The 24,179-nt window shown below is 67.2% G+C and carries 22 protein-coding genes; 12 read left to right on the top strand and 10 right to left on the bottom strand.

Annotated elements, in window-relative coordinates:
- Positions 1-90 precede the first annotated feature (90 nt).
- On the bottom strand, positions 91-675 hold the full coding sequence (locus FHW84_RS11000) for an adenylate kinase (protein ID WP_167255360.1): 585 nt from the start codon (positions 673-675) through the stop codon (positions 91-93).
- A 196-nt stretch (positions 676-871) separates the two neighbouring features.
- Here FHW84_RS11000 and FHW84_RS10995 point away from each other — a divergent pair, with 196 nt between their 5' ends.
- Positions 872-2,143: a 6-phosphofructokinase gene (locus FHW84_RS10995; RefSeq protein WP_167255358.1), complete on the top strand. Its 1,272-nt coding sequence runs from the start codon at positions 872-874 to the stop codon at positions 2,141-2,143.
- Here the strand turns inward: FHW84_RS10995 and FHW84_RS10990 are convergent.
- Positions 2,133-2,840 (bottom strand): NAD(P)H-dependent oxidoreductase, encoded by a 708-nt coding sequence (locus FHW84_RS10990; RefSeq protein ID WP_167255356.1) that lies wholly within the window; start codon positions 2,838-2,840, stop codon positions 2,133-2,135. The two genes, FHW84_RS10995 and FHW84_RS10990, sit on opposite strands and share 11 nt — an antisense overlap.
- 95 nt (positions 2,841-2,935) lie before the next feature.
- Here FHW84_RS10990 and gcvA point away from each other — a divergent pair, with 95 nt between their 5' ends.
- Positions 2,936-3,835, top strand: coding sequence for a transcriptional regulator GcvA (gene gcvA, locus FHW84_RS10985; protein WP_167255354.1), 900 nt, complete (start codon positions 2,936-2,938; stop codon positions 3,833-3,835).
- A 106-nt stretch (positions 3,836-3,941) separates the two neighbouring features.
- On the opposite strand, the gene FHW84_RS10980 is transcribed toward gcvA, so the two are convergent.
- From FHW84_RS10980 to FHW84_RS10970, 3 genes are all read right to left on the bottom strand, one after another.
- On the bottom strand, positions 3,942-4,709 hold the full coding sequence (locus FHW84_RS10980) for an alpha/beta hydrolase (RefSeq protein WP_343203591.1): 768 nt from the start codon (positions 4,707-4,709) through the stop codon (positions 3,942-3,944).
- Positions 4,710-5,234, bottom strand: a complete 525-nt coding sequence (locus FHW84_RS10975; protein ID WP_167255352.1) for a hypothetical protein — start codon at positions 5,232-5,234, stop codon at positions 4,710-4,712.
- Between the two features lie 67 nt (positions 5,235-5,301).
- Positions 5,302-5,535 carry a hypothetical protein gene (locus FHW84_RS10970; protein ID WP_167255350.1) on the bottom strand — a complete coding sequence of 78 codons (234 nt, stop codon included), beginning with the start codon at positions 5,533-5,535 and terminating at the stop codon, positions 5,302-5,304.
- 336 nt (positions 5,536-5,871) lie between these two features.
- Here FHW84_RS10970 and FHW84_RS10965 point away from each other — a divergent pair, with 336 nt between their 5' ends.
- The 6 genes from FHW84_RS10965 (at position 5,872) to ppa (ending at position 16,015) form a co-directional block, all read left to right on the top strand.
- A complete protein-coding gene (locus tag FHW84_RS10965) occupies positions 5,872-6,342 on the top strand; it encodes an RcnB family protein (RefSeq protein WP_167255349.1) in 471 nt (156 codons plus the stop codon).
- A 188-nt stretch (positions 6,343-6,530) separates the two neighbouring features.
- Positions 6,531-8,582, top strand: coding sequence for a sodium-translocating pyrophosphatase (locus FHW84_RS10960; RefSeq protein ID WP_167255347.1), 2,052 nt, complete (start codon positions 6,531-6,533; stop codon positions 8,580-8,582).
- Between the two features lie 432 nt (positions 8,583-9,014).
- Positions 9,015-12,140, top strand: a complete 3,126-nt coding sequence (locus FHW84_RS10955) for a TonB-dependent receptor (protein ID WP_208399740.1) — start codon at positions 9,015-9,017, stop codon at positions 12,138-12,140.
- 173 nt (positions 12,141-12,313) lie between these two features.
- The gene (locus FHW84_RS10950) at positions 12,314-14,419 is read left to right on the top strand and encodes a prolyl oligopeptidase family serine peptidase (RefSeq protein WP_167255345.1); all 2,106 of its coding nucleotides are present in this window, start codon (positions 12,314-12,316) and stop codon (positions 14,417-14,419) included.
- A gap of 104 nt (positions 14,420-14,523) precedes the next feature.
- Positions 14,524-15,360, top strand: a complete 837-nt coding sequence (locus FHW84_RS10945; protein ID WP_167255343.1) for a 2OG-Fe(II) oxygenase — start codon at positions 14,524-14,526, stop codon at positions 15,358-15,360.
- A gap of 115 nt (positions 15,361-15,475) precedes the next feature.
- Complete coding sequence (gene ppa, locus FHW84_RS10940) at positions 15,476-16,015, top strand: inorganic diphosphatase (RefSeq protein ID WP_167255341.1); 540 nt, start codon at positions 15,476-15,478, stop codon at positions 16,013-16,015.
- Between the two features lie 70 nt (positions 16,016-16,085).
- Here ppa and FHW84_RS10935 read toward each other — a convergent pair whose 3' ends face one another.
- Positions 16,086-16,877: an SDR family oxidoreductase gene (locus FHW84_RS10935; protein WP_167255339.1), complete on the bottom strand. Its 792-nt coding sequence runs from the start codon at positions 16,875-16,877 to the stop codon at positions 16,086-16,088.
- A gap of 96 nt (positions 16,878-16,973) precedes the next feature.
- Positions 16,974-17,522, bottom strand: a complete 549-nt coding sequence (locus FHW84_RS10930; RefSeq protein WP_167255337.1) for an ester cyclase — start codon at positions 17,520-17,522, stop codon at positions 16,974-16,976.
- Between the two features lie 192 nt (positions 17,523-17,714).
- Here FHW84_RS10930 and FHW84_RS10925 point away from each other — a divergent pair, with 192 nt between their 5' ends.
- The 3 genes from FHW84_RS10925 (at position 17,715) to FHW84_RS10915 (ending at position 19,964) form a co-directional block, all read left to right on the top strand.
- Positions 17,715-17,990: a metal/formaldehyde-sensitive transcriptional repressor gene (locus FHW84_RS10925; RefSeq protein ID WP_167255335.1), complete on the top strand. Its 276-nt coding sequence runs from the start codon at positions 17,715-17,717 to the stop codon at positions 17,988-17,990.
- Between the two features lie 42 nt (positions 17,991-18,032).
- Positions 18,033-19,142: an S-(hydroxymethyl)glutathione dehydrogenase/class III alcohol dehydrogenase gene (locus tag FHW84_RS10920; RefSeq protein ID WP_167255333.1), complete on the top strand. Its 1,110-nt coding sequence runs from the start codon at positions 18,033-18,035 to the stop codon at positions 19,140-19,142.
- A 96-nt stretch (positions 19,143-19,238) separates the two neighbouring features.
- Positions 19,239-19,964 (top strand): hypothetical protein, encoded by a 726-nt coding sequence (locus tag FHW84_RS10915; RefSeq protein ID WP_167255331.1) that lies wholly within the window; start codon positions 19,239-19,241, stop codon positions 19,962-19,964.
- Between the two features lie 4 nt (positions 19,965-19,968).
- Here FHW84_RS10915 and FHW84_RS10910 read toward each other — a convergent pair whose 3' ends face one another.
- Together FHW84_RS10910 and FHW84_RS10905 are read right to left on the bottom strand one after the other, a co-directional pair.
- A complete protein-coding gene (locus tag FHW84_RS10910; protein ID WP_167255329.1) occupies positions 19,969-20,331 on the bottom strand; it encodes a glyoxalase superfamily protein in 363 nt (120 codons plus the stop codon).
- A gap of 40 nt (positions 20,332-20,371) precedes the next feature.
- Entirely contained in the window at positions 20,372-21,142 is a 771-nt protein-coding gene (locus FHW84_RS10905; protein ID WP_167255327.1) for a hypothetical protein, read from the bottom strand.
- A 361-nt stretch (positions 21,143-21,503) separates the two neighbouring features.
- On the opposite strand from FHW84_RS10905, the gene FHW84_RS10900 reads away from it, so the two are divergent.
- Positions 21,504-23,270: a chloride channel protein gene (locus FHW84_RS10900; protein ID WP_167255419.1), complete on the top strand. Its 1,767-nt coding sequence runs from the start codon at positions 21,504-21,506 to the stop codon at positions 23,268-23,270.
- A 3-nt stretch (positions 23,271-23,273) separates the two neighbouring features.
- Here FHW84_RS10900 and FHW84_RS10895 read toward each other — a convergent pair whose 3' ends face one another.
- The gene (locus FHW84_RS10895) at positions 23,274-24,170 is read right to left on the bottom strand and encodes a PD40 domain-containing protein (RefSeq protein ID WP_167255325.1); all 897 of its coding nucleotides are present in this window, start codon (positions 24,168-24,170) and stop codon (positions 23,274-23,276) included.
- Positions 24,171-24,179: the final 9 nt, after the last annotated feature.

The raw sequence follows: 24,179 nt of genomic DNA, 5'->3' as shown, positions 1-24,179 counted from the left end.
ACCTGTCGAACGCGTGGCGCGGCGCGTGGCCGTCACGAAAAGAGAGAGGCCGGATGAAGAACGGGCCGCGCGTGGCGGCCCGTGTCCGGATCAGCCGTTGGCGGCTGCCGATTCCTGTGCGAGCGCGCGCTTGACGCGTGCGGTGACTTCGTCGAGCTCGCCCACGCCGTCGACCACCTGCAGCTGGCCGCGCTTGGCGAAGAAATCCGCCACCGGCGCGGTCTGCTCGGCATAGACCTTCAGGCGGTCGCGCACCACGGCCGGATCGTCGTCCTTGCGGTGCTCGGCTTTGAAGCGGATCTCGACGCGGCCGATGATGGCTTCGTCCGGCACGTCCAGCTTCACCACCGCGTCCAGCGGCTGGCCGATCTTGGCCAGCAGGTGGCCGAGCGCTTCGGCCTGGGCGACGTTGCGCGGATAGCCGTCGAGGATGAAACCGTTCTTGACGTCGTCCTGCGACAGGCGTTCTTCCAGCATGGCCAGCAGGATGTCGTCGGACACCAGCTTGCCCGCATCCATCACCGCCTTGGCTTTCAGGCCGGTGGGCGTGCCCGCGGCCACGGCCGCGCGCAGCATGTCGCCGGTGGAAATGTGCGGCACGCCGAGTTCAGCCTTGAGGCGCGCAGCCTGGGTACCTTTGCCCGAGCCGGGCGGGCCAAGAAGGACGAGTCGCATAATGCTCCGAGGTTCCGTGTCGCCGCGGCACGCTGCCGCTGGCCGCAGGAAAAGAAAATTGACAGTCACGTTAACGTCTGTGGGGGGTGCCGTCAAACGAGATGGCGCGCTCATTTGCGCCAAGTCACTGTTGCAAAAGCGTTCTCCCCACCGCGTACGATTGCCGCACTGCAACGATCATCCTAGGAGATAGCCCATGAAGCGTTCGTCTCGATCCTCTGCCGGCCGCCTTTTGTATGCCCAGTCCGGCGGCGTGACCGCGGTGATCAATGCCACCGCCGCCGGCGTGATCGAGGCCGCCCGGGCCAAGGGCGTGCAGGTGTACGCCGCGCGCAACGGCATCCTGGGCGCGCTGCGCGAGGAACTGATCGACACGTCGAAGGAAACCGCGGCCGCCATCGCGGCCCTGCGCCACACGCCGGGCGGCGCGTTCGGCTCCTGCCGCTACAAGCTCAAGTCGCTGGAGGCGAACCGCGCCGAGTACGAGCGCCTGATCGAAGTGCTGCGCGCGCACGACATCCGCTGGTTCCTCTATAACGGCGGCAACGATTCGGCCGACACCGCGCTGAAGATCTCGCAGCTGGGCAAGGCGATGGGCTACGACATCCGCTGCATCGGCGTGCCCAAGACGGTGGACAACGACCTGGCGGTGACCGACTGCTGCCCCGGCTTCGGCTCGGTGGCGAAGTACACCGCCGTCTCCACGCTGGAGGCGAGCCTGGACGTGGCCTCGATGGCGGACACCTCGACCAAGGTGTTCATCCTGGAAGTGATGGGGCGCCATGCGGGCTGGATCGCCGCGGCCGCGGGCCTGGCCGGCGACAGTGCGGATGCGCCGCCGCATCTGATCCTGTTTCCCGAGCGGGTATTCGACGAAGCCGCGTTCCTGTCCAAGGTGAAAGCGACGGTCGAGCGCGTGGGCTGGTGCACGGTGGTGGCTTCGGAAGGCATCCGCAATGCGGAAGGCCAGTTCCTTGCCGAAGCGGGCGGGCGCGATGCCTTCGGCCATGCGCAGCTGGGCGGCGTGGCGCCGGTGCTGGCGGCACTGGTGAAGGAGAAGCTCGGCTACAAGTACCACTGGGCGTTGCCGGATTATCTGCAGCGCTCCGCCCGCCATCTCGCTTCGAAGACCGATGCCGACCAGGCCTACGCGGTGGGCAAGGCGGCGGTGGAGTACGCGCTGGCCGGCCAGAATGCGGTGATGCCGGTGATCGTGCGCACCGCGGATGCGCCGTATCGCTGGAAGATCGAATCCGCGCCGCTTTCGAAGATCGCCAACCGCGAGAAGAAGATGCCGGCTTCTTTCCTTACGCGCGACGGCTTCGGCATTACGGCCGCGGCGCGGCGCTACCTCGCCCCGTTGATCCAGGGCGAGGCGCCGCTTCCGTATGGCAAGGATGGGTTGCCGAAGTACGTGCAGCTGAAGAACCTGGCGGTGGCCAGGCAGTTGCCCGCGTTCAAGCCATGACCGCGTGCTGGCCGGCGTGCTGCGCGCGCTCGGCCAGCAGGGTGTCGACCAGTTCGTCCACGGCCGCCTCGGCTGCGCTCAGCGAGGCCGCCAGGCGGTCGCCGGCGAATTCGTCGTACTCGACGGCAACGCTGCGCACATCGGTGATGCCGATGTAGCCGAAGGCCGTGCGTACGGCGGGTTCGACGTGATTCATGGCCTCGATGCGGCCGCCCGGGCCGTAGCCGTAGTCGCCGCGCGAACCCAGCAGCACCAGGGTGCGGGGGCGTTCGTCCAGCAATGGCCAATAGGGTTCGCCGGCGCGCGCGCGGTCGAAGCCGAAGCTGCGGCCCACGCGCACGATGTTGTCGATATACGCCTTGAAGCCGCTGGGCACGCCGAAGTTGTACATCGGCACGCCGGCGACGATCAGGTCGGCGCCGATCAGTTCGTCGACCAGCGCGTCGCTTTCGGCGAGGCGCTGCTGCATCCATGGAGCGCGCTTGGCCTCCGGGGTGAAGGCGGCATGGATCCAGGCGCCGTCGACCGGGGCGGGCGGGGATTGGCCGATATCGCGGTAGAGCACCGGGTCCGACGCGCGGGCGGCGTGCCAGCGGGCGGCGAAACGGGCGCTGAGGCGGCGGGTGTGGGAACCGTAGGCGTGGAGGTCGGAACGGCCGACGCGGGCGCTGGCGTCGAGATGCAGCACGGTGGTCATAAGGTTTCCTATGCATGAACTCCATTCACGGGATGGAGAATGAGGCGCATGCTAGGGAGGCTTTCTTACCCTGAAAAACGATGGTTTCTCACCCGATGGATGAGCTGAATTCATCTTTGGCCCGCCGCCTGCCGCCCCTGAGCGCGCTGAGGGCATTCGAGGCGGCCGCGCGCCACCAGAGTTTCCGGATGGCGGCGGAAGAGCTTTCCGTTACCGCCACGGCGGTGAGCCATCAGATCCGCCAGCTCGAACGCCTGCTCGGCGTGGCGCTGTTCGAACGGCAGGTGCGCAAGGTGACGCTCACGGCGGAAGGCCGGCTGTTGTTTCCGGCCTTGCGCGAGAGCTTCGACCTGATGGCGGCAGCGGTGGCGCCGCTGCTGCGGCCCAGGCGGCGGCGGATGCTTACGGTTTCCGCCACGCCGGCTTTTGTTGCGCGGCTGCTGGTGCCGCGCTTGGCGGCGTTCCAGGCCAGCCATCCGGAGCTGGACCTGCGCCTGCATGCGTCGACGCAGCCGGTGGATTTCGCCGCGCAGCAGATCGACGCGGCGATCCGCTACGGCAAGGGGCCTTATCGGGACCTGCGCAACGAACCGCTGCTGCATACGCAGTTCGCGCCGATGTGCAGCCCTGCACTGAAGCTGCGCACGCCGAAGGATCTCGCGCGCCATCCGCTGCTGCATTTCCAATGGCAGCCGAGTTTTCGGGAGCCGCCGGACTGGGCGGCGTGGCAGCGGGCGGCGGGGTTGCGCACGCTCGATGTTGCGCGCGGCGTTACTTTCAGTGACGAGACTCATGCGATCGATGCGGCGATCGCCGGCCAGGGCGTGGCGCTGCTGAACACCGCGCTCGTGGCCGACGAACTGGCACGTGGCACGTTGGTGCAGCCGTTCGGGCCGGCGCTGGATGGGATGGATTACCAGCTGGTGTATCCGCCGGCCGCGGAAAGCGACCCGGCACTCGCGGCGCTGCGCGAATGGCTACTCCATTTGAGTTGAGCCCCTTCTTCAACTCAAATGGAGTTGAATGCTTCCATTCCGCTTAATCACATCAAATTGAATTGAACGGGTTCTTCAAATCAATTTGATTTGAAGTGTCCGCACGCTACGGAAAGAAACGCGTGAGGCTGGCGCGGTACGCCAGATAGTCCTGGATATCGTTATGCCCCGCCTCCGGCACCACCTGCAGCAGCGGCGGCGTGGCGAAGCTGGCCGCCAGCGCGGCAGTGCGCTCGGCCGGCATCAGCTGATCCTCGCCGGCGCGCACGATCAGCACCGGGCAACGCACCTGCGGCGCATAACGCCAGGAATCGAAGCGATCGCGTGCCAGCCAGTCGACCGGAAACCACGGATAGAAGCCCTGCGCCACACGCACCAGGCTGTCGAACGGCGTCACCAGCGCCAGCCGCTCAACGGGCCGCCGCGCCGCCAGCTGCACCGCAACGCCACTGCCCAGGCTGCGCCCCAGCACGGCCACCGAAACGTGGTCCTTCGCCACCCGGTCGAACCAGGCAAGCGCATCGGCCACCAGCGCCGGCTCCGTCGGCTCGCCTTCGCTAGCCGCATAACCGCGATACGGCAGCAGATACACGGTGCGCTCGGGAAACCACCGCGCCAGCTCCTCGCGCGCATCCTCGACCCGTTCGCCATTACCGCCGAAATACAGCAGCGCACGCGGCTTGCCGGGATTCACCACCCAGCCGCGCAAGGTCACGCCCTGGTTGACCAGCACCAGGTCCGGCGCATGCGCCACGCGCCAGCTGAATTCGGGGTGGTAGATCATGCCGCGCTGGTTGAAGTACAGCGCGGCCGCGAAAGCGATGTAGAGCAATCCAGCCAATACGGCCATCACGCCGATAACGCGCAGGAACACTCAGCGATCCCTGCCCGCCGGCTGCTTCTCGTCGACCGTCTCGATACGCGTCACCCTGCCCGCCTTCAATGTGATGCGGATGGTCCGCTCCATGGCGCGCGACGATACCGCATCCGGCAGCACCAGCTCGCCGCTATACCACTCGGCGAACACCGGCTTGCCCGGCGCCACGCCGAACAGTTCCGGCAGCGTGGCGCGATGGCATTCGCCGGCATAGACGGCCGCGTCGATGCAAAGCCAGGTATCGATGTCCACCAGGTAGAGGCGGTCGTCTTCCAGGCGCCAGCGGCCGGTATAGCCGCGCTCGTCGTCGGTGGCGCTGCGCAACGGCGCCGGCATGAAGCGCGGCCGCTCGCGGCCGGCGTAGTGCTGGGCCAGCGGATCGCCCAGCACGTCGTAGGTGCGGCCATGCCATTCCAGGCGTTCCGGCGGGGAAAACGCCTGTGCGGCCCACGGCAGCAGCAGGCAGGACAGCGCGAGCCGCCCCGGCCACCTGTGCGCAAAGCTTTTCACTGGCCGCTTCATGGGGCGCAGCTTGCCACAAGGTCTTGCGAGCGCCTGTACGCCTTTCGGCAAGGGCGCGCGAGCCGCGTCACGCTTCCGCATCGGCCATTTCGCCAGCGACATGGAACAAGCCGACCGGCCGGCGCAGGTTGTCCATCCGCTCCTGCGGGGCCGTGCCGGCTCCCTTCACCAGGACCGTGTTCCGGCGGATCGTCTCGATCACATGGCGCACGGCAACGCCGATCTCACCGATGCGGTCGGACTGCCGCGACTGTTCGCGCTGATTCCCGTCACCGTGCGACACCTCCACGGCGCCTTCCACGATGCGCTGCAGTGCCTGCGGCCAGGGCCATGCCCCATGCCGGCTTCGACCATGCCGCGGCTGTCCTCGATCCGGTGGCGGAAGTCGCGTGCCGCCTCGGCGCGGCGCCGGGCCAGCCGGCGCACTCGCCGGCGACCACGGCAGCGGCCGTCCCGCTGCTGCAGCTCAGAAGAAATCTTATTTCAAATCAATCATTTCAATTCGATAGAACAACGGTGTCGTGGCGGTGACACGGCTGACCGCCAGATGAAGATCCTGTGACGAATAAGCCTCGGCGTTCAGACGCAGCTTTCTACGATCTTTCCTAACGACGGCAGTCCGTCGGGAGGAGCGCATATGAAGACGCCAAGCAAACAGTTCTTCGGCAAACAGTTCCTCGGCAGCCTGTTCCTCGCCGCCGGCCTGCTGCTCGGCAGCGGCGCCGCGCTGGCCGACAACGACCATGGCCGCGGGCACGACCGCGGCGACCGCCATGGCCACTACGACCGCGACCGCGGCCATGGCAACTGGGAACGCAGGGACGGTCATCGGGATTGGGGCCGCCGCGACTGGGACCGCCACGACCATTGGCGCGGCCCCGACCGCGGCTGGCACGACGACCGCCGCTACTACCACGGCGGCTACTACCGCCCGCACCATCGCTGGGCGCGCGGCGAGCGCTACTACGGCCCGGTCTACGTGGTGAACGACTACCGCTACTACCGCCTGCGCCCGCCGCCGTACGGCTATCACTGGGTGCGCGATGATGGCGGCTATCTGCTGGTCGCCATCGGTACCGGCATCATCCTGGACATGGTGCTCAACTAAGCGGCACGCGCGGCCAGGGAAGGAACTTGGTGAAGGCGGTGTCTACGGACACCGCCTTTTTCTTGCGCGGATGCAATCGTCATGGCCTGCGCGTTGCGTCGCACAACAGAAGCCTCGCCGACCTCTGCCTATACTCGCCGGACCCGCCCGCAAAGGGCGGTCACTACAACCGGGATGGGGAGGCTTCGATGCTGCAGCAGTATGGCTTGTGGATCGTGCTTGCATGTGCGGTCGTGGCAGTTCTGTATGGCGCGCTCTCGGTGCGCTGGATCTTGGCGAAATCACCGGGCAACGAGCGCATGCAGGAGATCGCCGCGGCGATCCAGCAAGGTGCGCGGGCCTACCTCAACCGGCAGTACGCCACCATCGGCGCCGTCGGCGTGGTGCTCTTCATCGTCATCGGCCTGGCCCTGGACTGGGGCACGGGCATCGGCTTCGCCATCGGCGCGGTGCTGTCGGGCGCCACCGGCTATATCGGCATGAATGTCTCGGTGCGCGCGAACGTGCGCACGGCCGAGGCGGCGCGCGGCGGCCTGGCCGCGGCGCTCAACGTCGCGTTCCGCGGCGGCGCGATCACCGGCATGCTGGTGGTCGGCCTGGCGCTGCTGGGCGTGGCGGCGTACTACGCGGTGCTGCGCCACCTGGGCTACGAGGGCATGCGCGCCCTGCACGCCCTGGTCGGCCTGGCCTTCGGCTCTTCGCTGATCTCGATCTTCGCGCGCCTGGGCGGCGGCATCTTCACCAAGGGCGCGGACGTCGGCGCCGACCTGGTCGGCAAGGTCGAGGCGGGCATTCCCGAGGACGACCCGCGCAATCCGGCGGTGATCGCGGACAACGTGGGCGACAACGTCGGCGACTGCGCCGGCATGGCGGCCGACCTGTTCGAGACCTACGCGGTGACCCTGATCGCCACCATGCTGCTGGGCGGCGTGATGGCCGAGCAGACCGGCGCCAACGGCGTGCTGTTCCCGCTGCTGCTGGGCGGCGCCTCGATCATCGCCTCGGTGATCGGCACCTTCTTCGTGCGCTCGCGGCCGGGCGGCAAGATCATGAATGCGCTGTACGCCGGCGTGGCGGTGTCCGCCGTGCTGGCGGCGATCGCGTTCTGGCCGATCACCAGCCAGCTGATGTCCGAATCCGCCTACGGCGTGGGCAAGCTCTACGGCTGCGCGCTGATCGGCCTGGCCCTCACCGGCGCCATGGTGGTGATCACCGAGTACTACACCGCCACCGAATACGGCCCCGTGCGCCACGTGGCGCAGGCGTCCACCACCGGCCATGCCACCAATATCATCGCGGGCATCGGCGTGTCGATGAAGTCCACCGCGCTGCCGGTGCTGGCGGTGTGCGCGGCGATCTGGGGCGCGTTCGCGCTGGCCGGCCTGTACGGCATCGCCATCGCGGCCACGGCCATGCTGAGCATGACCGGCATGGTGGTGGCGCTGGACGCCTACGGCCCGATCACCGACAACGCCGGCGGCATCGCCGAGATGGCCGAACTGCCGCCGGAAGTGCGCGGCGTCACCGACCCGCTCGACGCCGTCGGCAATACCACGAAGGCGGTGACCAAGGGCTACGCCATCGGCTCGGCCGGCCTGGCCGCGCTGGTGCTGTTCGCCGACTACACGCACAACCTCAGCCAGCACCTGGGCGTGAGCGACTTCCGCTTCGACCTCTCCAACCACTACGTGATCATCGGCCTGCTGATCGGCGGCCTGATCCCCTACCTGTTCGGCGCGATGGCAATGGAAGCCGTCGGCCGCGCGGCGGGTTCGGTGGTGGAAGAGGTGCGCCGCCAGTTCCGCGAGATCAAGGGCATCATGGAAGGCACCACCAAGCCGGATTACTCGCGCGCGGTGGACATGCTGACCAGGTCCGCGATCAAGGAAATGCTGGTGCCCTCGCTGCTGCCGGTGCTGGTGCCGGTGCTGGTGGTGTTCGGCTTCAAGTGGCTAGGCGGCGCCGAGGCCGGCGCGCAGGCGCTGGGCGGCGTGCTGATCGGCACCATCGTCACCGGCCTGTTCGTGGCCATCTCGATGACCACCGGCGGCGGCGCCTGGGACAACGCCAAGAAGTACATCGAGGACGGCCACCACGGCGGCAAGGGCTCGGACGCGCACAAGGCGGCCGTCACCGGCGACACCGTGGGCGATCCCTACAAGGACACGGCGGGTCCGGCGGTGAATCCGCTGATCAAGATCATCAACATCGTGGCGCTGCTGCTGATCCCGCTGCTCTGAATCCGGCGCCATCCATTTAGACGTCTAAACTTCGGACGTCCATACAGAAAAAGCGGCCCGCAAGGGCCGCTTTTTCTTTGCCCGTCACGTTCACGCAAGCAGGCAGCAAGTCCGGCGTAAGTTTCAGCGATCGTCGCGCAAGGCCCTACGGCCGCGCATGTCTCTGTAAATCATTGACGTCGCAGCAATGTGAAAAATACCTATACGTTTTTTGTTACGAACGTGTTGACCCATTCGTAAGTCTTCGCTAGAACCGATCTAGGCCGGAAGTCATCCGGCCACGGGGGAAACGCAATCCGACGCGCATTTCTGGTTCCTGGGGAGGAACCGGAGCAGGTTCTTGCGGCCTGCTGCCGCCGGAGTGCGTCCCCTTTTGACCGCGCGGGCCCGCACCCGCGCCTTTCGAATTCATCTCTGGGGGAGTCTGTTGTAATGACCATCACCACCTTCACGGCGGCGCGTTCGCTGCGCTATTCCGCACTGACGCTCGCCATGGGCCTCGCGTTCGCCAGCACCGGCGCGCTCGCGCAGTCCAACACCACCGGCTCGATCTTCGGCCAGATCGCCGCCAAGCAGGGCACCACGGTCGTCGCCGAAAACACCGAGACCGGCTTCAGCCGCACCGCTACCGTGGACGACAGCGGCCGCTACCGCTTCTCCACCCTGCCGGTGGGCAAGTACAAGGTGACGCTGCAGAACAATGGCGCCTCCGTCAGCACCCGCGACAACATCGTGGTCGCCATCTCCAGCGGTACCGAGGTGTCCTTCGGCGCGGCGGCCGCGGCCGGCGGCGACGCGAAGAACCTCGAGGGCGTGTCGGTGGTGGCCTCCGCGCTGCCGGCGATCGACGTGTCCTCGGTGGACACGCGCACCGTGCTCACCTCCGAGCAGCTCAACAAGCTGCCGATCGCGCGCAGCGTCGGCGCCGCCGCCCTGCTCGCGCCGGGCGTGGTGGAGAACTCCAGCTACAGCACCACCGGCTTCGGCAACATCCCGAGCTTCGGCGGCGCGGCTTCGTCGGAGAACGCGTACTACATCAACGGCTATGCCGTGACCAACCCGCTGCAGTCGCTGGGCGCCACCACCCTGCCGTTCGACGCGATCGACCAGGAGCAGGTGCTCACCGGCGGCTACGGCGCCGAGTTCGGCCGCTCCACCGGCGGCGTGATCAACATCGTCACCAAGCGCGGCTCCAACCAGTGGAAGGGCGGCGTCTACGCCATCCTGCGTCCGGAAGCGCTGCGCGCCAACCCGCGCAACAACTACTTCCCGAAGACCGGCTACTACGGCCCCGGCAGCGCCACGCCCACCGACGGCACGCTGTACTGGTACCGCAACAAGAACCAGTACTCGTACAACACCTACGGCGCCTACTTCAGCGGCCCGCTGATCAAGGACAAGCTGTTCTTCTACGTCGACGGCGAGATGACCAAGCAGAGCGGCAACGCCGTCGCTTCGTTCTCCAACTCGTCCAGCACCACCGCCAAGACCGGCTGGAACGACTACACCTACAAGATGCCGCGCTGGACGGCGAAGATCGACTGGAACATCACCGACAGCAACATCCTGGAATTCACCGGCGTCCAGGACAACATCGTCTACGACTCCAGCCGCTACGCGTTCAACTACGGCGACTCCTCGCACGGCAACGTCAAGAACGGCGGCGTGCACCAGAAGGACAGCAGCCGCCTGTACATCGCCAAGTACACCAGCTACGTCACCGACGACCTGACCGTGTCGGCGCTGGTCGGCAAGCAGAACCTCGAGCATCTGCAGCAGCCGTTCGGCTATGACCCGAACTGCCCGTACATCTCGTCCTCGGCGACGGTGCAGGCCCCGGGCCTGACCTACAACGCCTGCCAGCAGGGCGCGGTGACCTCGCTGCTGATCCCGGGCGCCAACGACAAGACCCACGGCTGGCGCCTGGACGTCGAGTACCGCCTCGGCGACCACACCCTGCGTGCCGGCTACGACGCGCAGACGGCCGAATCGCTCACCGGCTCGTCCTATCCGGGCGGCTACGCCTGGGTGTACGGCTGGCAGAAGGACCCGACCATCGGCATCGATGCCAGCCACGGCGTCGCCTCGCCGGCCTCGGCCGGCGGCCTGGGCACGCAGGGCTATTTCGTCTCGCGCGCCTACAACACGCAGAACGCCAAGGTGAAGACCGAGCAGCAGGCCCAGTTCATCGAGGACCGCTGGCAGATCTCCGACCGCTGGCTGCTCTCGCTGGGCCTGCGCAACGAGCAGTTCACCAACTACAACGGCAACGGCGAGGCCTATGCGCGCCAGCGCCACCAGCTCGCCCCGCGCATCGGCGCGGCCTGGGACGTCTACGGCGATTCCTCGCTGAAGCTGTTCGCCAACGCCGGCCGCTATCACCTGGCCATGCCCAATAACGTGGCGGTGCGCGGCGCCTCCGGCTCGCTGATCACCAACGAGTACTACACCTACACCGGCGTCGACCCGAAGACCGGCGCGCCGACCGGCCTGACCGCGGTCGCGGTGGACCGCAGCAAGGGCTACACCTGCGGCAACACCAATGCCATCTCCAGCAACCTGGAGTGCGGCACGGCGCCGGATCCGCGCACCGTGGCGGCGAAGGGCCTGAAGTCGCATTACCAGGACGAGTACATCGCCGGCATGGAGCAGCAGCTCTCCCCGACCTACAACTGGGGCGCCAAGCTTACCTACCGCAAGCTGCGCAGCGCGATCGACGACACCTGCGCCCCGGCGCTGGGCGGCGCCTGCTTCCTGTTCAACCCGGGCACCACCAACACCTTCCTGCAGGAACAGGCCGACGGCAGCTTCAAGGCCGTCACCTACACCCGCGAGCAGCTGGGCCTGCCCGAACTCAAGCGCAAGTACTACGCGCTCGACCTGTTCCTGGAGCATCCGTTCGCCGACAAGTGGTACGGCCGCGTCGACTACACCTACTCGCGCAACTACGGCAACACCGAAGGCCAGCTGGCCTCCGACCTGGATACCGGCAACGGCGGCCAGGCCGACGTGTCGACCACCCAGGACTGGGACCTGCCGCAGCTGATGGTCGGCTCCAACGGCCTGCTGCCGAACAACCGCAAGCACCAGATCAAGGCGTTCGGCTACTTCCAGGCCACCGAGGAATGGCGTTTCGGCGCGTCGCTGATCGCCGCCTCGGGCCGTCCGAAGAACTGCACCAGCCACTACCCGACGGCCGACAAGGGCCTGTACAGCGGTGCGGCCTACTGGTTCTGCGGCCTGTCCGGTTCGGGTACGGCTCCGGGCAGCGCGGGCTACAAGCCGGCGGCCGCGGACTACGCCTTCTCGCCGCGCGGCTCGCACGGCTCGGCGCCGTGGACCTACCAGCTGAACCTCAACGTGGCCTATTCGCCGGCCTGGCTGAAGGAGCTGACCCTGCAGCTGGACGTGATCAACGTGCTCAACCGCCAGGTGGCCACGGCCTACAACTATCGCTACGAGACCAGCTCGCGCAACACGCCGAACCAGCTCTACCTGCGTGAACTGAACGTGTCGGACCCGCGCTACTTCCGCATCACCGCGCGCTACGACTTCTAAGCGAAAGGCATTACACAACAACCGAGCCCGGCGCCAGGCATGGCGCCGAGGTCTTCGGGTCTCCCCGAGTGCCGCCGGTTCTCCCGGCGGCTTTTTTTTGCGTCGCGGGCCGGTTTCGTGTTCCATGGCGAACTGCTTGAATGGTCCGACCGCCTCCCCCGCAAGGAATCACGGTGAACAAGCTCGCCCTTTCCCTCCTGATGGCCTTTTCCATGACCGGCATCGCCCACGCCGCCACGCCTCCCGCCACCGACGCCAACCTGTGGCTGGAAGACATCGACGGCGCGAAACAGCTCGACTGGGTGCGCCAGCACAATGCCGAGACGGTAAAGAAATACGCCGACACGCCCGAGTTCAAGCAGCTCGACGCGCGCATCCTGGAAGTGCTCGACTCCAACGCGCGCATTCCGTTCGTGGCGAAGATCGGCGACCACTACTACAACTTCTGGCGTGACAAGGAACACCCGCGCGGCCTGTGGCGGCGCACCTCGCCCGCCGAGTACGCAAAAGAACAGCCTGCCTGGGAGACGGTGCTCGATCTCGACGCGCTGTCCAAGGCGGAGCAAGAAAACTGGGTGTGGCACGGCGCCGACTGCCTGAAGCCGGCCAATAAGCGCTGCCTGCTGATGCTCTCGCGCGGCGGCGCCGACGCCGACGTGGTACGCGAGTTCGACCTGGCCTCGAAGCAGTTCGTCAAGGACGGCTTCGCCCTGCCCGAGGCCAAGACCCAGGTCACCTGGAAAGACCAGGACACCTTGTACGTGGCCACCGATTTCGGCCCCGGCTCGATGACCGCCTCCAGCTATCCGCGCATCGTCAAGGAATGGAAGCGCGGCACGCCGCTGTCGTCGGCCGCCACCGTATACGAAGGCAAGCACGAGGACATGAGCATCTCCGCCGAGCGCGATCACACGCCCGGTTTCGAGCGCGACTTCGTGCACCGCCAGATCGCCTTCTACGACAGCGAGACTTTCCTGCGCGGCAAGGACGGCAAGCTCGTCAAGATCGACGTGCCCAGCGACGCCAGCACCGACGTGCAGCGCGAATGGCTGCTGGTCACGCCGCGCAGCGACTGGACGCTGGGCGGCAAGACCTACAAATCCGGCTCGCTGCTGGCGGCGAAGTTCGACGACTACATGGCCGGCAAGTACCGGGACGGCAAGCTGCCGCTCACCGTGCTGTTCGAACCCACCGAAAGCACCGCGCTGGACGCCCACTCGTGGACGCGCCATCACCTGATCCTCAACGTGATGGACAACGTGGTGAACCGCCTGGAGGTGCTCACGCAGCAGGATGGCGCGTGGAAACGCGAAAGCCTGGGCGGCGCGCCGGAGCTCTCCACCATCGCCGCGACCGGCATCGACGCGGACGACAGCGACGATTACTTCCTCACCGTCAGCGGCTTCCTGCAGCCGACCACGCTGTACGCCGGCACGCTCGGCAGCGGCGAGCCGCAGGCGATCAAGCACAGTCCGGCGTTCTTCGACGCCTCCAGGTACCGCGTCAGCCAGCATTTCGTGGCCTCCAAGGACGGCACGCGCGTGCCCTACTTCGAGATCGCCTCCAAGGACCTGAAGGCCGACGGCAAGAACCCCACCCTGCAGTACGGCTATGGCGGCTTCGAGATCTCGCTGCAGCCGGCCTACAGCGGCAGCGTGGGCCGAGCCTGGCTGGACAAGGGCGGCGTGTACGTGATCGCCAATATCCGCGGCGGCGGCGAATACGGCCCGCGCTGGCACAAGGCGGCACTCAAGGCCAACCGCCTGCGCGCCTACGAGGATTTCGCCGCGGTCTCGCAGGACCTGATCAAGCGCGGCATTACTTCACCGGCACACCTGGGCGCGATGGGCGGCAGCAATGGCGGCCTGCTGATGGGCAACATGCTCACGCTGTATCCGCAGCTGTACGGCGCCATCGTCAGCCAGGTGGCGCTGCTGGACATGCAGCGCTACACGCATCTGTCCGCCGGCGCTTCGTGGATGGCCGAATACGGCGATCCGGACAAGCCGGAGGAATGGGCCTGGATCAAGGCCTTCTCGCCCTACACCAATGCCAAGGCCGGACAGAAGTATCCGCCGGTGCTGTTCACCACCTCGACGCGCGACGACCGCGTCGGTCCGGTGCATGCCCGCAAGATGTACGCGAAGCTGGCGGGGCTGGGCTACGACGCCGCTTTCTACGAGAACATCGAAGGCGGCCATGGCGCGGCGGCGGACAACAAGCAGTCGGCCTTCATGAATGCGCTGGGCTATACGTACTTGTGGGAGCATCTGAAGTAGGGTGAGCCGAAGGCGAACCCCAACGGGTCTGGCATGGTCATCGCCGCGTTGGGGTTCGCTGTGCTCACCCCAACCTACTCACCGCCCCGTCCAGTCGATATCGCATGAAATCCTTCCACAAGACCCGCCCCGAACTGCGCGACTGGATCCTGGCCACGTCCCGCGGCGGCCACACGCCGCTGGAAGTGGTCAAGCTGATGCAGGAAGCCGGCTACGACCAGCAGCAATGCCACCGCGCGGTGGCCGAAGTGCTGGGCGTGCCGCTGGCCGCATTGAACGCCACCATCCCGCGGGCCGGGGCGAAGCGCACCACGCATCCGGCCGCGCCGTCCAGCATCGCGGACGGCCATCCGGTGCGCATCAGCACCAGCCTGGACAGCCCCGTGGTGCGCGTGCTCGACGGCCTGCTCACCGACGGCGAATGCGAAGCACTGATCGGCCTCGCTTCGCCGCGCCTGGCCCGCTCGCTGACCGTGGACGAAGCCGGCCGCCACCAGACCGACGAGCGCCGCACCAGCAACGGCATGTTCTTCAGCCTCGGCGAGACGCCGCTGATCGAACGCATCGAGCGGCGCATCGCGGAACTGGTCGATCTGCCGGTGGATCACGGCGAAGGCCTGCAGGTGCTGCACTACCGGCCCGGCCAGGAATACGAGCCGCATTTCGACTGGTTCGATCCCACCCAGCCGGGCTTTACCGCGGTGACCGCACGCGGCGGCCAGCGCATCGCCAGCATCGTGATGTACCTCAACACGCCCGAGGAAGGCGGCGGCACCGGCTTTCCGGCGGCCGGCCTCACCGTCACGGCCCTGCGCGGTTCGGCCGTCTATTTCGCTTACGACACCGGCGACCAGAGCTCGCTGCACGCCGGCCTGCCGGTGCTCAAGGGCGAAAAATGGATTGCCACCAAGTGGTTGCGCGAGCGCCCCTACCAGCGCTGAGCGCGCCGCGGCACTGACGCCGCCCTGAACCCGCCGGCCCGGCCTGCTGCGACGCAGCAGCCTTTGCCGTATGCTTGCGAGCTCTCCCCAAGCCTTATCCAGTCAAGGAATCACCATGGGTCTGCATCTCGTCTCCGCCGGCCGCGACGTGCCGAACGAAATCAACGTCATCATCGAAATCCCCAAGGATTCCGAGCCGGTCAAGTACGAGGTGGAGAAAGAAAGCGGCGCGATCTTCGTCGACCGCATCCTGTCCACGCCGATGCGCTACCCCTGCAACTACGGCTACGTGCCGGGCACGCTGGGCGGCGACGGCGACCCGCTGGACGCGCTGGTGATCCTGCCGCTGCCGCTGGTGCCGGGCTCGGTGATCCGCTGCCATCCGGTCGGCATGCTGAAGATGACCGACGAAGCCGGCGCCGACGAGAAGCTGGTGGTGGTGCCGGTGGCCAAGATCTTCAACGGCTACTCGCACATCAAGGACATCAAGGAAGTCTCCGGCCACTGGCTCGAGCGCATCGGCCACTTCTTCGAGCACTACAAGGACCTGGAGAAGGGCAAGTGGGTGAAGGTCGAGGGCTGGGCCAATGCGGACGACGCCAAGGCGGAGATCCTGAGCGGCATCGAGCGCTACAAGGCCGAGAAGAAGGGCTGATCCGCCGCTTCCGCCGTTGAAAAAAACGCCCCGCATCGCGGGGCGTTTTTGTTTGGACGGCTGCGAAAACTCAGATCGTATCGACCACGCCGCCATCCACGCGCAGCGACGCGCCCGTCGTCGCCGAGGCCTGCGGCGAGCAGGTGTACACCACCATGTTCGCCACTTCTTCCGTGCTGGCGATGCGCTGGATGATCGAGCTGGAACGGTGCGCCTTGACGAACTCGTCGCCGATCTGTTCGTAGCTCTTGCCTTCGCGCTCGGCCTGCTCGCGCACCAGGTCCTTGAAACCGTCGGACAAGGTCGGTCCCGGCAGCACGCTGTTCACGGTGACGCCGCTGCCCGCGGCCACCTTGGCCAGGCCGCGCGCGATCGACAGCTGCGCCGTCTTGGTGAAGCCGTACTGCACCATGTCCACCGGGATGTTGAGGCCCGACTCCGAGGAGATGAACACCACGCGGCCCCAGTTGCGCTCCAGCATGCCGCGCATGTAGTGGCGCGACAGGCGCACGCCGGACATCACATTGGTCTGGAAGTAGCGCTCCCATTCCGCGTCGTCGATATCGAAGAACGGAACGAGCCCGAAGATGCCGGCGTTGTTGACCAGGATGTCGACGCTGGGCACCGCATCGGTCAGCGCTTTTGCGCCCGCGGCGGTGGACAGGTCCGCTGCCGCGCCTTCGATGTTCGCGCCGTGCAATTGCTTGCGCAGCTTGTCGACCACCTCCTGCACGGTGCCGGGATGGCGGCCGTTGATGATCACGTTGGCGCCCGCCTGCGCCAGGCCGGTGGCGATGGCCAGGCCGATGCCGGCGGTGGAGGCGGTGACCAGGGCGTTCTTGCCGGAAAGATCGATGTGCATGGGCTTACCTCGGAAAGGAAATCAGCGGGTGATGGAAGCTGCGCGGCAACGGGCCATGCTGTCGCAGAGGGTGTTGCAAAAAGGTGCATGGAACGCTCAGGAAGACTTGCCCGGCGCCGGCAGCTGCCCCAGCTGCTGCAGCACGGTGAGGTTGTCTTCCAGATGCCAGTTGTCGGTGATGCGGCCGCCGGCCACGCGGTAGATGTCGGTGGCGATGAAATCGATCGCCTGGCCGCGGCCCTGCGTGTCCTCGAAGCGCCCGGTGAAATGCCCGCGGAAATGCAGGTGCGTCGCCACGCGGTCGCCGGCCACCAGCATCTGCTCGATCTCGCAGCTCAGGTCCGGGATCGCCGCGCGCATGGTCTTCGACGCCGCCAGCGGACCGGCCAGCCCTTGCGCACGGCCCGGCGGTGGCGTGCGGTCGGTGAAGCCCGGTGCCAGCGCGGCCTTGGCCAGCGCTTCGTCGCCGGTATTCCAGAACGTGTCGTAGCGGCGCGCGGCCAGCATCTGCGCCTCGGCCTGCGCCTTCGGCAGGCTGCCGTCGACGATCAGGGCGCGCGGCTGCAGCAGCGCAGGTTCGGCAGGTGCAGCGGCGGCGAGCGAAACGGCGGCGACGGCCGAAAGCGCACAGAGCGAGCGGAGCATGGGATCAACCTCGATAGTCGCCGCCGCGGGACGCGGCCGGCCGATGAGGGAGATGCTAGCTTTTCGATTTGCGACGACATAGCAGCCCGAAGCGTAGACAGCTTTTCCAAAACGGAAAAGATCGGCCTCGTGTTTGACCCCCGCCGCGCCCGCCTAGATACTCTACCCCAGTATAGATACCGGACCCCGGGCATGCCCCACTCCCTCCCCGAAAAAAAGCGCGTCCTCGGCCGCGTGCGCCGCATCCGCGGCCAGCTCGAAGCATTGGAGCGCGCGCTGGAAGCCGGCGCCGACTGCGCCCCGGTGATGCAGCAGATCGCCGCCGTGCGCGGCGCGGTCAACGGCCTGATGGCCGAGGTGATGGAGGCGCATATCCGCGAGGAATTCGGCGCGCCCGCCGCCTCCGACGAACGCCGCGCCGAACGCGTGCGCGAGATGACCGAGCTGGTCCGCTCCTATCTGAAATAAGCCCTGCCCTTTCTTTGTTGCCGTTTGCTGGAGACACACACCATGAAATCACGCGCCGCCGTCGCCTTCGGACCGGGCCAGCCGCTGCAGATCGTCGAGATCGACGTCGCCCCGCCGCGCAAGGGCGAAGTCCTGGTCCGCATCACTCATACCGGCGTCTGCCATACCGACGCCTTCACGCTCTCCGGCGACGATCCGGAAGGCCTCTTTCCCGCGGTGCTCGGCCATGAAGGCGGCGGCATCGTGGTGGAAGTGGGCGAAGGCGTCACCAGCGTGAAGCCGGGCGACCATGTCATTCCGCTGTACACGGCCGAATGCCGCCAGTGCAAATTCTGCCTCTCCGGCAAGACCAACCTGTGCCAGGCCGTGCGCGCCACCCAGGGTAAGGGCCTGATGCCGGACGGCAGCACGCGCTTCTCCTACAACGGCGAGCCGGTCTACCACTACATGGGCACCAGCACTTTCAGCGAATACACCGTGGTGCCGGAAATCTCGCTGGCCGTGGTGAATCCGCAGGCGCCGCTGGAAAAGGTCTGCCTGCTCGGCTGCGGCGTCACCACCGGCATCGGCGCCGTGCACAACACCGCCAAGGTGAAACCCGGCGACACCGTGGCCGTATTCGGCCTGGGCGGCATCGGCCTGGCGGTGATCCAGGGCGCGGTGCAGGCCAAGGCCGGGCGCATCATCGGCATCGATACCAATCCGGGCAAGTTCGAACTGGCGCGCGCGATGGGCGCCACCGACTGCGTGAATCCGAAAGATCACGCCAAGCCGATCCAGGAAGTGATCGTCGAACTGACCGACGGTGGCGTCGACTTCAGCTTCGAATGCATCGGCAACGTGGACGTGATGCGCGCCGCGCTGGAGTCCTGCCACAAGGGCTGGGGCGAGAGCGTCATCATCGGCGTGGCCGGCGCGGGCCAGGAAATCCGCACGCGTCCGTTCCAGCTGGTGACCGGCCGCGTGTGGCGCGGCAGCGCGTTCGGCGGCGTCAAGGGCCGCACGCAGTTGCCGGGCATGGTGGAGCAGGCGATGAACGGCGAGATCCGGCTCGATCCGTTCATTACGCACAACTTGCCGCTGGAGCGCATCAACGAGGCGTTCGACCTGATGCACGAAGGCAAGTCGATCCGCACCGTGATCCATTTCTGAGACCACCAGCGTCTTCTGACGCGGCAGCCATCACGTTTCTCTTGCGGGCGGGACCACAGCATCGTGGCCCCGCCTTTTTAGTTCAGGAGTCCCGCGATGTCCGGCAGCCAGCGTTTCCTGACCGTCTATTCCGGCGTGCTTACCGCCGTGTTCGCCGTCACCGTGCTGAGCGGTTTCATCGACGCACCGAAAAAGCTTTCGCTCGAGCAGCTCGACGTGCAACGCATCAATATCCGCGAACCGGACGGCACGCTGCGGCTGGTTGTGTCCAATACCGACAAGGCGCCGGGTATCTACATCAGGAACAAGGAATACCCGCACCCCAGCCGCAAGACCGCGGGCATGATCTTCCTCAATGACGAAGGCACCGAGAACGGCGGCCTGATCTTCGGCGGCGAAAAGAGCGCCGATGGCACCAGGCAGAGCTACGGCCATCTATCGTTCGACGCCTACGAGCAGGACCAGACCATGACCCTGGACGCGAGCCAGGACGGCGACGCGCACAGCAACCGCATCACCCTGATCGACCAGCCGCCCTTCCCCATCCTGGAGCTGATCCAGCTGCTGGACCAGATCAAGAACCTGCCGCCGGAAGAGCAGACCAAACGCATCGAGGCGTTCTACGCCTCGCACGGCGGCAAGCCGAAGACGCGCCTGTCGATGGGCCGCGGCCAGGACGGCACCGTCGGGCTGGGCATGATGGACACACAGGGCCGCCCACGCCTGCTGCTGATGGTGGCGGCGGATGGCACGCCCAAGGTGCAGACGCTGGACGAGCACGGCAAGGTCACCGGCGAGTTGCCCGTCGCCGCAGCGCACTGAGGCGCTACGGCTGCGCGTAGAAGATCAGGCGGTTGCCGAACGGATCGTGCGCCGCCAGCTCGCGCAGGCCCCACGGCATGGTTTCCACGCCGGGGCGGCCATAGCGGTACTGCTTCGCGCTCAGCTCGGCATGCAGGGCGTCGATATCGTCGATCGCGATGCGCACTACCGCGCCGGGGCTGGCGTCGCCGTGGTGCTCCGACAGATGCAGCGCGCAATCGCCGCGCGATACCTGCATGTACAGCGGCGTGCCCGGCTCGAAGCGGTGTTCCCAATCCACCGCGAAGCCGAGGAAGTCGAGATAGAACTCGCGCGCCTTGGCGATATCGAACATGCGCAGGACGGGAATCACGGGGCCGAGCTTCATGGACGGCGTCTCGCGGGAGGGCGGAGGCGCCATCGTACGCTCAGCGCTGCGCCGTGTAGCGCCGCATCGACTCCTCGAAGCTCAGCCGCGGCGCCACGATGCTGCCATCGGGCTGCAGCTTGCCGCCCAGCGGGTCGATCGGCTCGATCAGGTAGGCGTCCTGGCCGGGATCGAGGCCATCGACGATCACATCGAACGTCGTCGCGCGTGATGATGCCGGCGTAAACCAGTGGATGTTGTCCTTCTCGGTGGTCATCGCGGCGGCGTCGCCGATGCCGCCGACGTGATCGCCGGTGGGACGGATGCGCAGCGCGCCTTCTTCCTCGCCGATGCGGTCGAAGGTGCGGATGCGCACCTTGCCTTCCACCACCATATGCGCCGAAGCCATGTGCCGGTGCGCGTGCGGCGTGATCACGCTGGACGGACCGAACTCGAACAGCGCCGCGGCGTAGGCGAGATGGCGCGGCTCGCCCTGCGCGTCGAGGAAGCGCAGGCTGCGTTTCACCGGGTCGCGCATGAAAGGCACGTTGCGGGTGGCATGGGCGCGCATCGCTTCGGCCATCAGTTCGGCCACGTCCACTTCGCGCGCCAGGCGGTTGACCTCGTCATGCCAGGCCATGTGCGCGACCGTGCCGGCGCGCAGGGCGTGGGCCAGCTCGTCCTGGCGATCGATCCAGTAGCGGGCCGAGAGGCCGCGACGCGGAATCGCTTCCGTCGCGTGTGCTTCGCGCAGCAGGGCATAGAGTGCAAATGACGCGAATGAAGCCGTGCGCAGAAAGTTGCGGCGGCCTTGCTGCATTTCATCTGGCATGGCGACCCTCAATCCTCAAGAGCGAATCCTTCTCCTTTCGGGAGAAGGTGGCGGCAGCCGGATGAGGGTTCGGCCGGAGTACAACGCCCCACTCCGCCCCGACCCTCACACCGACGCTCTCCCGTCGGGAGAGGGGCTAATCCCTGCCGCCTGCGCAGCCTGCCCCACACTCAAGGCACCACCGCGACCACCGGATGGCGCTGTTCATTTTCCAGCCAGCTACGCGCCGCCGTTTTGCGTAACCTTGCGCGGCTGCACGCCTTCCTCAGGGTTCCTTCCCATGTATACGCCTCAAGAACCGCACTCGCGTGCGGCGCTTCCGCTCGCCCCTTCGCTGGACCCGTCGCTCGCCGATGCCCATATGCCGCGCCGGTTCCGGCCGCTCAGCACCCGCGTGGTGTGGATCGGTGCGCTGGCCATGCTGCTGGGCGCGCTCGTCGCCCTGGTGGCGCGCGCGCTCACCGGGCTGATCGGGCTGGTCACCAATCTCGCCTTCTACGGCCGCTGGAGCTTCGAGTTCTCCAGCCCCGCGGATAACCATCTCGGCCTGTGGGTCATCGCCATTCCGGTGATCGGCGGCCTGATCGTGGGCGTGATGGCGCGCTTCGGTTCTCGCGCCATCCGCGGCCACGGCATTCCCGAGGCGATGGAACAGGTGCTGCTCAACGAGAGCCGCATTCCGCCGCGCATCACCTGGCTCAAGCCCGTGTCCTCCGCCATCGCCATCGGCACCGGCGGCCCGTTCGGCGCGGAAGGCCCGATCATCGCCACCGGCGGCGCGCTGGGTTCCCTGGTCGGCCAGCTGCTGCATGTCACCGCGGAAGAGCGCAAGACCCTGCTTGCCGCGGGCGCGGCCGCCGGCATGGCGGCGGTGTTCAATGCGCCGGTATCGGCGGTGCTGCTGGCGCTGGAGCTGCTGTTGTTCGAACGCCGCGCGCGCTCGCTGATTCCGGTGGCGCTCGGCGCCGCGGTGGGCACCGGCGTGCGCTTCGCGCTGGAAGGCAGCGAGGCGATGTTCGCCATGCCCGCGCTGGCCGCGCCCGATATGCGGGCGCTGCTGGCCTATCTGGTGCTGGGGCTGATCATCGGCGCACTCAGTGTCGGCATCACGCGCGTGGTCTATGCGATCGAGGACGGCTTCGAGAAGCTGCCGATCCACTGGATGTGGTGGCCGGCACTCGGCGCCGTGGTCACCGGCATCGTCGGCTATGTCCTGCCCACCACGCTGGGCGTGGGCTACACCAATATCAGCGCGGTGCTCGGCGGCCAGCTCGGCCTGGGCGCGATGCTGGCGCTATGCCTGCTCAAGTTCGTGTCGTGGTCGATCTCGCTGGGCAGCGGTACCTCCGGCGGCACGCTGGCGCCGCTGTTCACCATCGGCGGTGCGCTCGGCGGCGTGTTCGGCACGCTGGCCGTCACCTATCTGCCCTGGCTGCACGTGGATCCGCGCATGGCCGCGCTGGTGTGCATGGCGGCGATCTTCGCCGGCGCTTCGCGCGCCTTCCTCACTTCGGTGGTGTTCGCGTTCGAGACCACGCAGGAACCGCACGGCCTGCTGCCGCTGCTGATCGGCTGCGCCGCCGCGTATCTGATCTCCGGCCTGCTGATGCGCAACACCATCATGACCGAGAAGATCGCGCGCCGCGGCGTGCGCGTGCCGGCCGACTACGCGGCCGATTACCTCGACCGCATCCTGGTGCGCGACGCCTGCTCGCGCGAGGTGGTGATGCTGCCGGCGGAGCAGACGCTGGAGGCGACGCGCGCATGGCTGGAGATCGGCGGTGTCCAGGCGCAGCACCAGGGCTTCCCGGTCGTGGATGCCAACGGCGCGCTGCGCGGCGTGGTCACGCGCCGCGACCTGCTCGACCGGCAGATCGCCGGCGACCGCACGGTGGGCGAGCTGGTGAAGCGCCCCGCGCTGGTGGTGCGCGAGGACCACAGCCTGCGCGAAGCCGCCGACCACATGGTCGAGGCGAATGTGGGCCGCCTGATCGTGCTGGGCGCGGATGGCGGCCACCGCATGGTCGGCATCATCACCCGCGGCGACCTGCTGGCGGCGCATGCACGGCGCCTGCGCGAAACCCACGTCACCAGCCAGACGCTGGGCCGCCGCCCCGCTACGCCCTGAGGCTTACTTCCGGCGCGCCGCGCCGGAAGTCTTCGCCTGGCCGCACATCGGCGGCCAGGCTTCTGCCCCCTGCGGCTGCCACACGAAGAACTCGCCCGACTCCGGCTCGCCCGTGTCGCGCGCGAACAGCAGCGACTTGCCGCTGGGCGAGAACGCCGCGCCGATCTCGCTGCCGTTGACGTTCACCTCGGGGCCGAGCTTTTCCTTCTTCGTCCACCGGTGGCCATCCCAGTGCGACTGGTACAAGCCGCCGTCGGCCATCACGATCAGGCGCTTGCCGTCCGGCGACGGCAGCGGCTCGTATTCGTCGCCCGCGGTGTTGATGGCGGGGCCGGCGTTCTCCACCGTCCACTGGCCGGGGCTGGTTTCCTTCGCGCGCCAGATATCGTTCTTGCCCAGGCCGCCGGCGCGGTTCGAACCGAAATAGAGCCAGCCATCCGGCGCCATGCGCGGGAACCACTCGGCCTCGCCGGAATTCACCGGTTCCGGCAAACGCACCGGCTTCTGCCAGCTGCCGTCGGCGTTGCGGTCGGCGCGCCAGATATCCAGGTCCTTGCTGTTCTGGCGTCCGGTGGCGCGGGTCGAGATGAAGTAAATGCTGCGCCCATCCGGCGTGAACCACGGATCGGCTTCCGCGCCCGGCGCCGCGAACGGCGCATCCACCGGCGTCGACCATTGCCTGCCATCGCAATGCGAGGTGAGGATGCGCCAGCCTTTGAATTCCTTGGAACTGCGCACGAAGTAGAGATCGCCGGTGCGCGGGTCGAAGGCGGGGTGGGATTCGAACAGGTCGCTGGAGACGCCGGCGGGAGTCCATGGGTGCACCGTCGATGGTGCTTCTTTTGCCGCGGCGCAGACCGGTATCAGCATGGCGAGCAAGGCGGACAGCGGACGCTTCATGGCAAGTAC

Source organism: Dyella sp. SG562, assembly GCF_011759495.1.
GTDB lineage: Bacteria > Pseudomonadota > Gammaproteobacteria > Xanthomonadales > Rhodanobacteraceae > Dyella_D > Dyella_D marensis.
The sequence above is the reverse complement of the archived record's forward strand: the minus strand, read 5'-3'. Positions and strand labels throughout refer to the sequence as shown.

Coding starts and splice junctions, on each gene's coding strand:
- FHW84_RS11000 (WP_167255360.1), bottom strand. CDS start 675: ATGCGACTCGTCCTTCTTGGCCCGCCCGGCTCGGGCAAAGGTACCCAG.
- FHW84_RS10900 (WP_167255419.1), top strand. CDS start 21,504: ATGCCGCGCCGGTTCCGGCCGCTCAGCACCCGCGTGGTGTGGATCGGT.
- FHW84_RS10990 (WP_167255356.1), bottom strand. CDS start 2,840: ATGACCACCGTGCTGCATCTCGACGCCAGCGCCCGCGTCGGCCGTTCC.
- FHW84_RS10930 (WP_167255337.1), bottom strand. CDS start 17,522: ATGCTCCGCTCGCTCTGTGCGCTTTCGGCCGTCGCCGCCGTTTCGCTC.
- gcvA (WP_167255354.1), top strand. CDS start 2,936: ATGGATGAGCTGAATTCATCTTTGGCCCGCCGCCTGCCGCCCCTGAGC.
- FHW84_RS10975 (WP_167255352.1), bottom strand. CDS start 5,234: ATGAAGCGGCCAGTGAAAAGCTTTGCGCACAGGTGGCCGGGGCGGCTC.
- FHW84_RS10995 (WP_167255358.1), top strand. CDS start 872: ATGAAGCGTTCGTCTCGATCCTCTGCCGGCCGCCTTTTGTATGCCCAG.
- FHW84_RS10965 (WP_167255349.1), top strand. CDS start 5,872: ATGAAGACGCCAAGCAAACAGTTCTTCGGCAAACAGTTCCTCGGCAGC.
- FHW84_RS10920 (WP_167255333.1), top strand. CDS start 18,033: ATGAAATCACGCGCCGCCGTCGCCTTCGGACCGGGCCAGCCGCTGCAG.
- FHW84_RS10945 (WP_167255343.1), top strand. CDS start 14,524: ATGAAATCCTTCCACAAGACCCGCCCCGAACTGCGCGACTGGATCCTG.
- FHW84_RS10925 (WP_167255335.1), top strand. CDS start 17,715: ATGCCCCACTCCCTCCCCGAAAAAAAGCGCGTCCTCGGCCGCGTGCGC.
- FHW84_RS10895 (WP_167255325.1), bottom strand. CDS start 24,170: ATGAAGCGTCCGCTGTCCGCCTTGCTCGCCATGCTGATACCGGTCTGC.
- FHW84_RS10960 (WP_167255347.1), top strand. CDS start 6,531: ATGCTGCAGCAGTATGGCTTGTGGATCGTGCTTGCATGTGCGGTCGTG.
- FHW84_RS10935 (WP_167255339.1), bottom strand. CDS start 16,877: ATGCACATCGATCTTTCCGGCAAGAACGCCCTGGTCACCGCCTCCACC.
- ppa (WP_167255341.1), top strand. CDS start 15,476: ATGGGTCTGCATCTCGTCTCCGCCGGCCGCGACGTGCCGAACGAAATC.
- FHW84_RS10955 (WP_208399740.1), top strand. CDS start 9,015: ATGACCATCACCACCTTCACGGCGGCGCGTTCGCTGCGCTATTCCGCA.
- FHW84_RS10915 (WP_167255331.1), top strand. CDS start 19,239: ATGTCCGGCAGCCAGCGTTTCCTGACCGTCTATTCCGGCGTGCTTACC.
- FHW84_RS10910 (WP_167255329.1), bottom strand. CDS start 20,331: ATGAAGCTCGGCCCCGTGATTCCCGTCCTGCGCATGTTCGATATCGCC.
- FHW84_RS10905 (WP_167255327.1), bottom strand. CDS start 21,142: ATGCCAGATGAAATGCAGCAAGGCCGCCGCAACTTTCTGCGCACGGCT.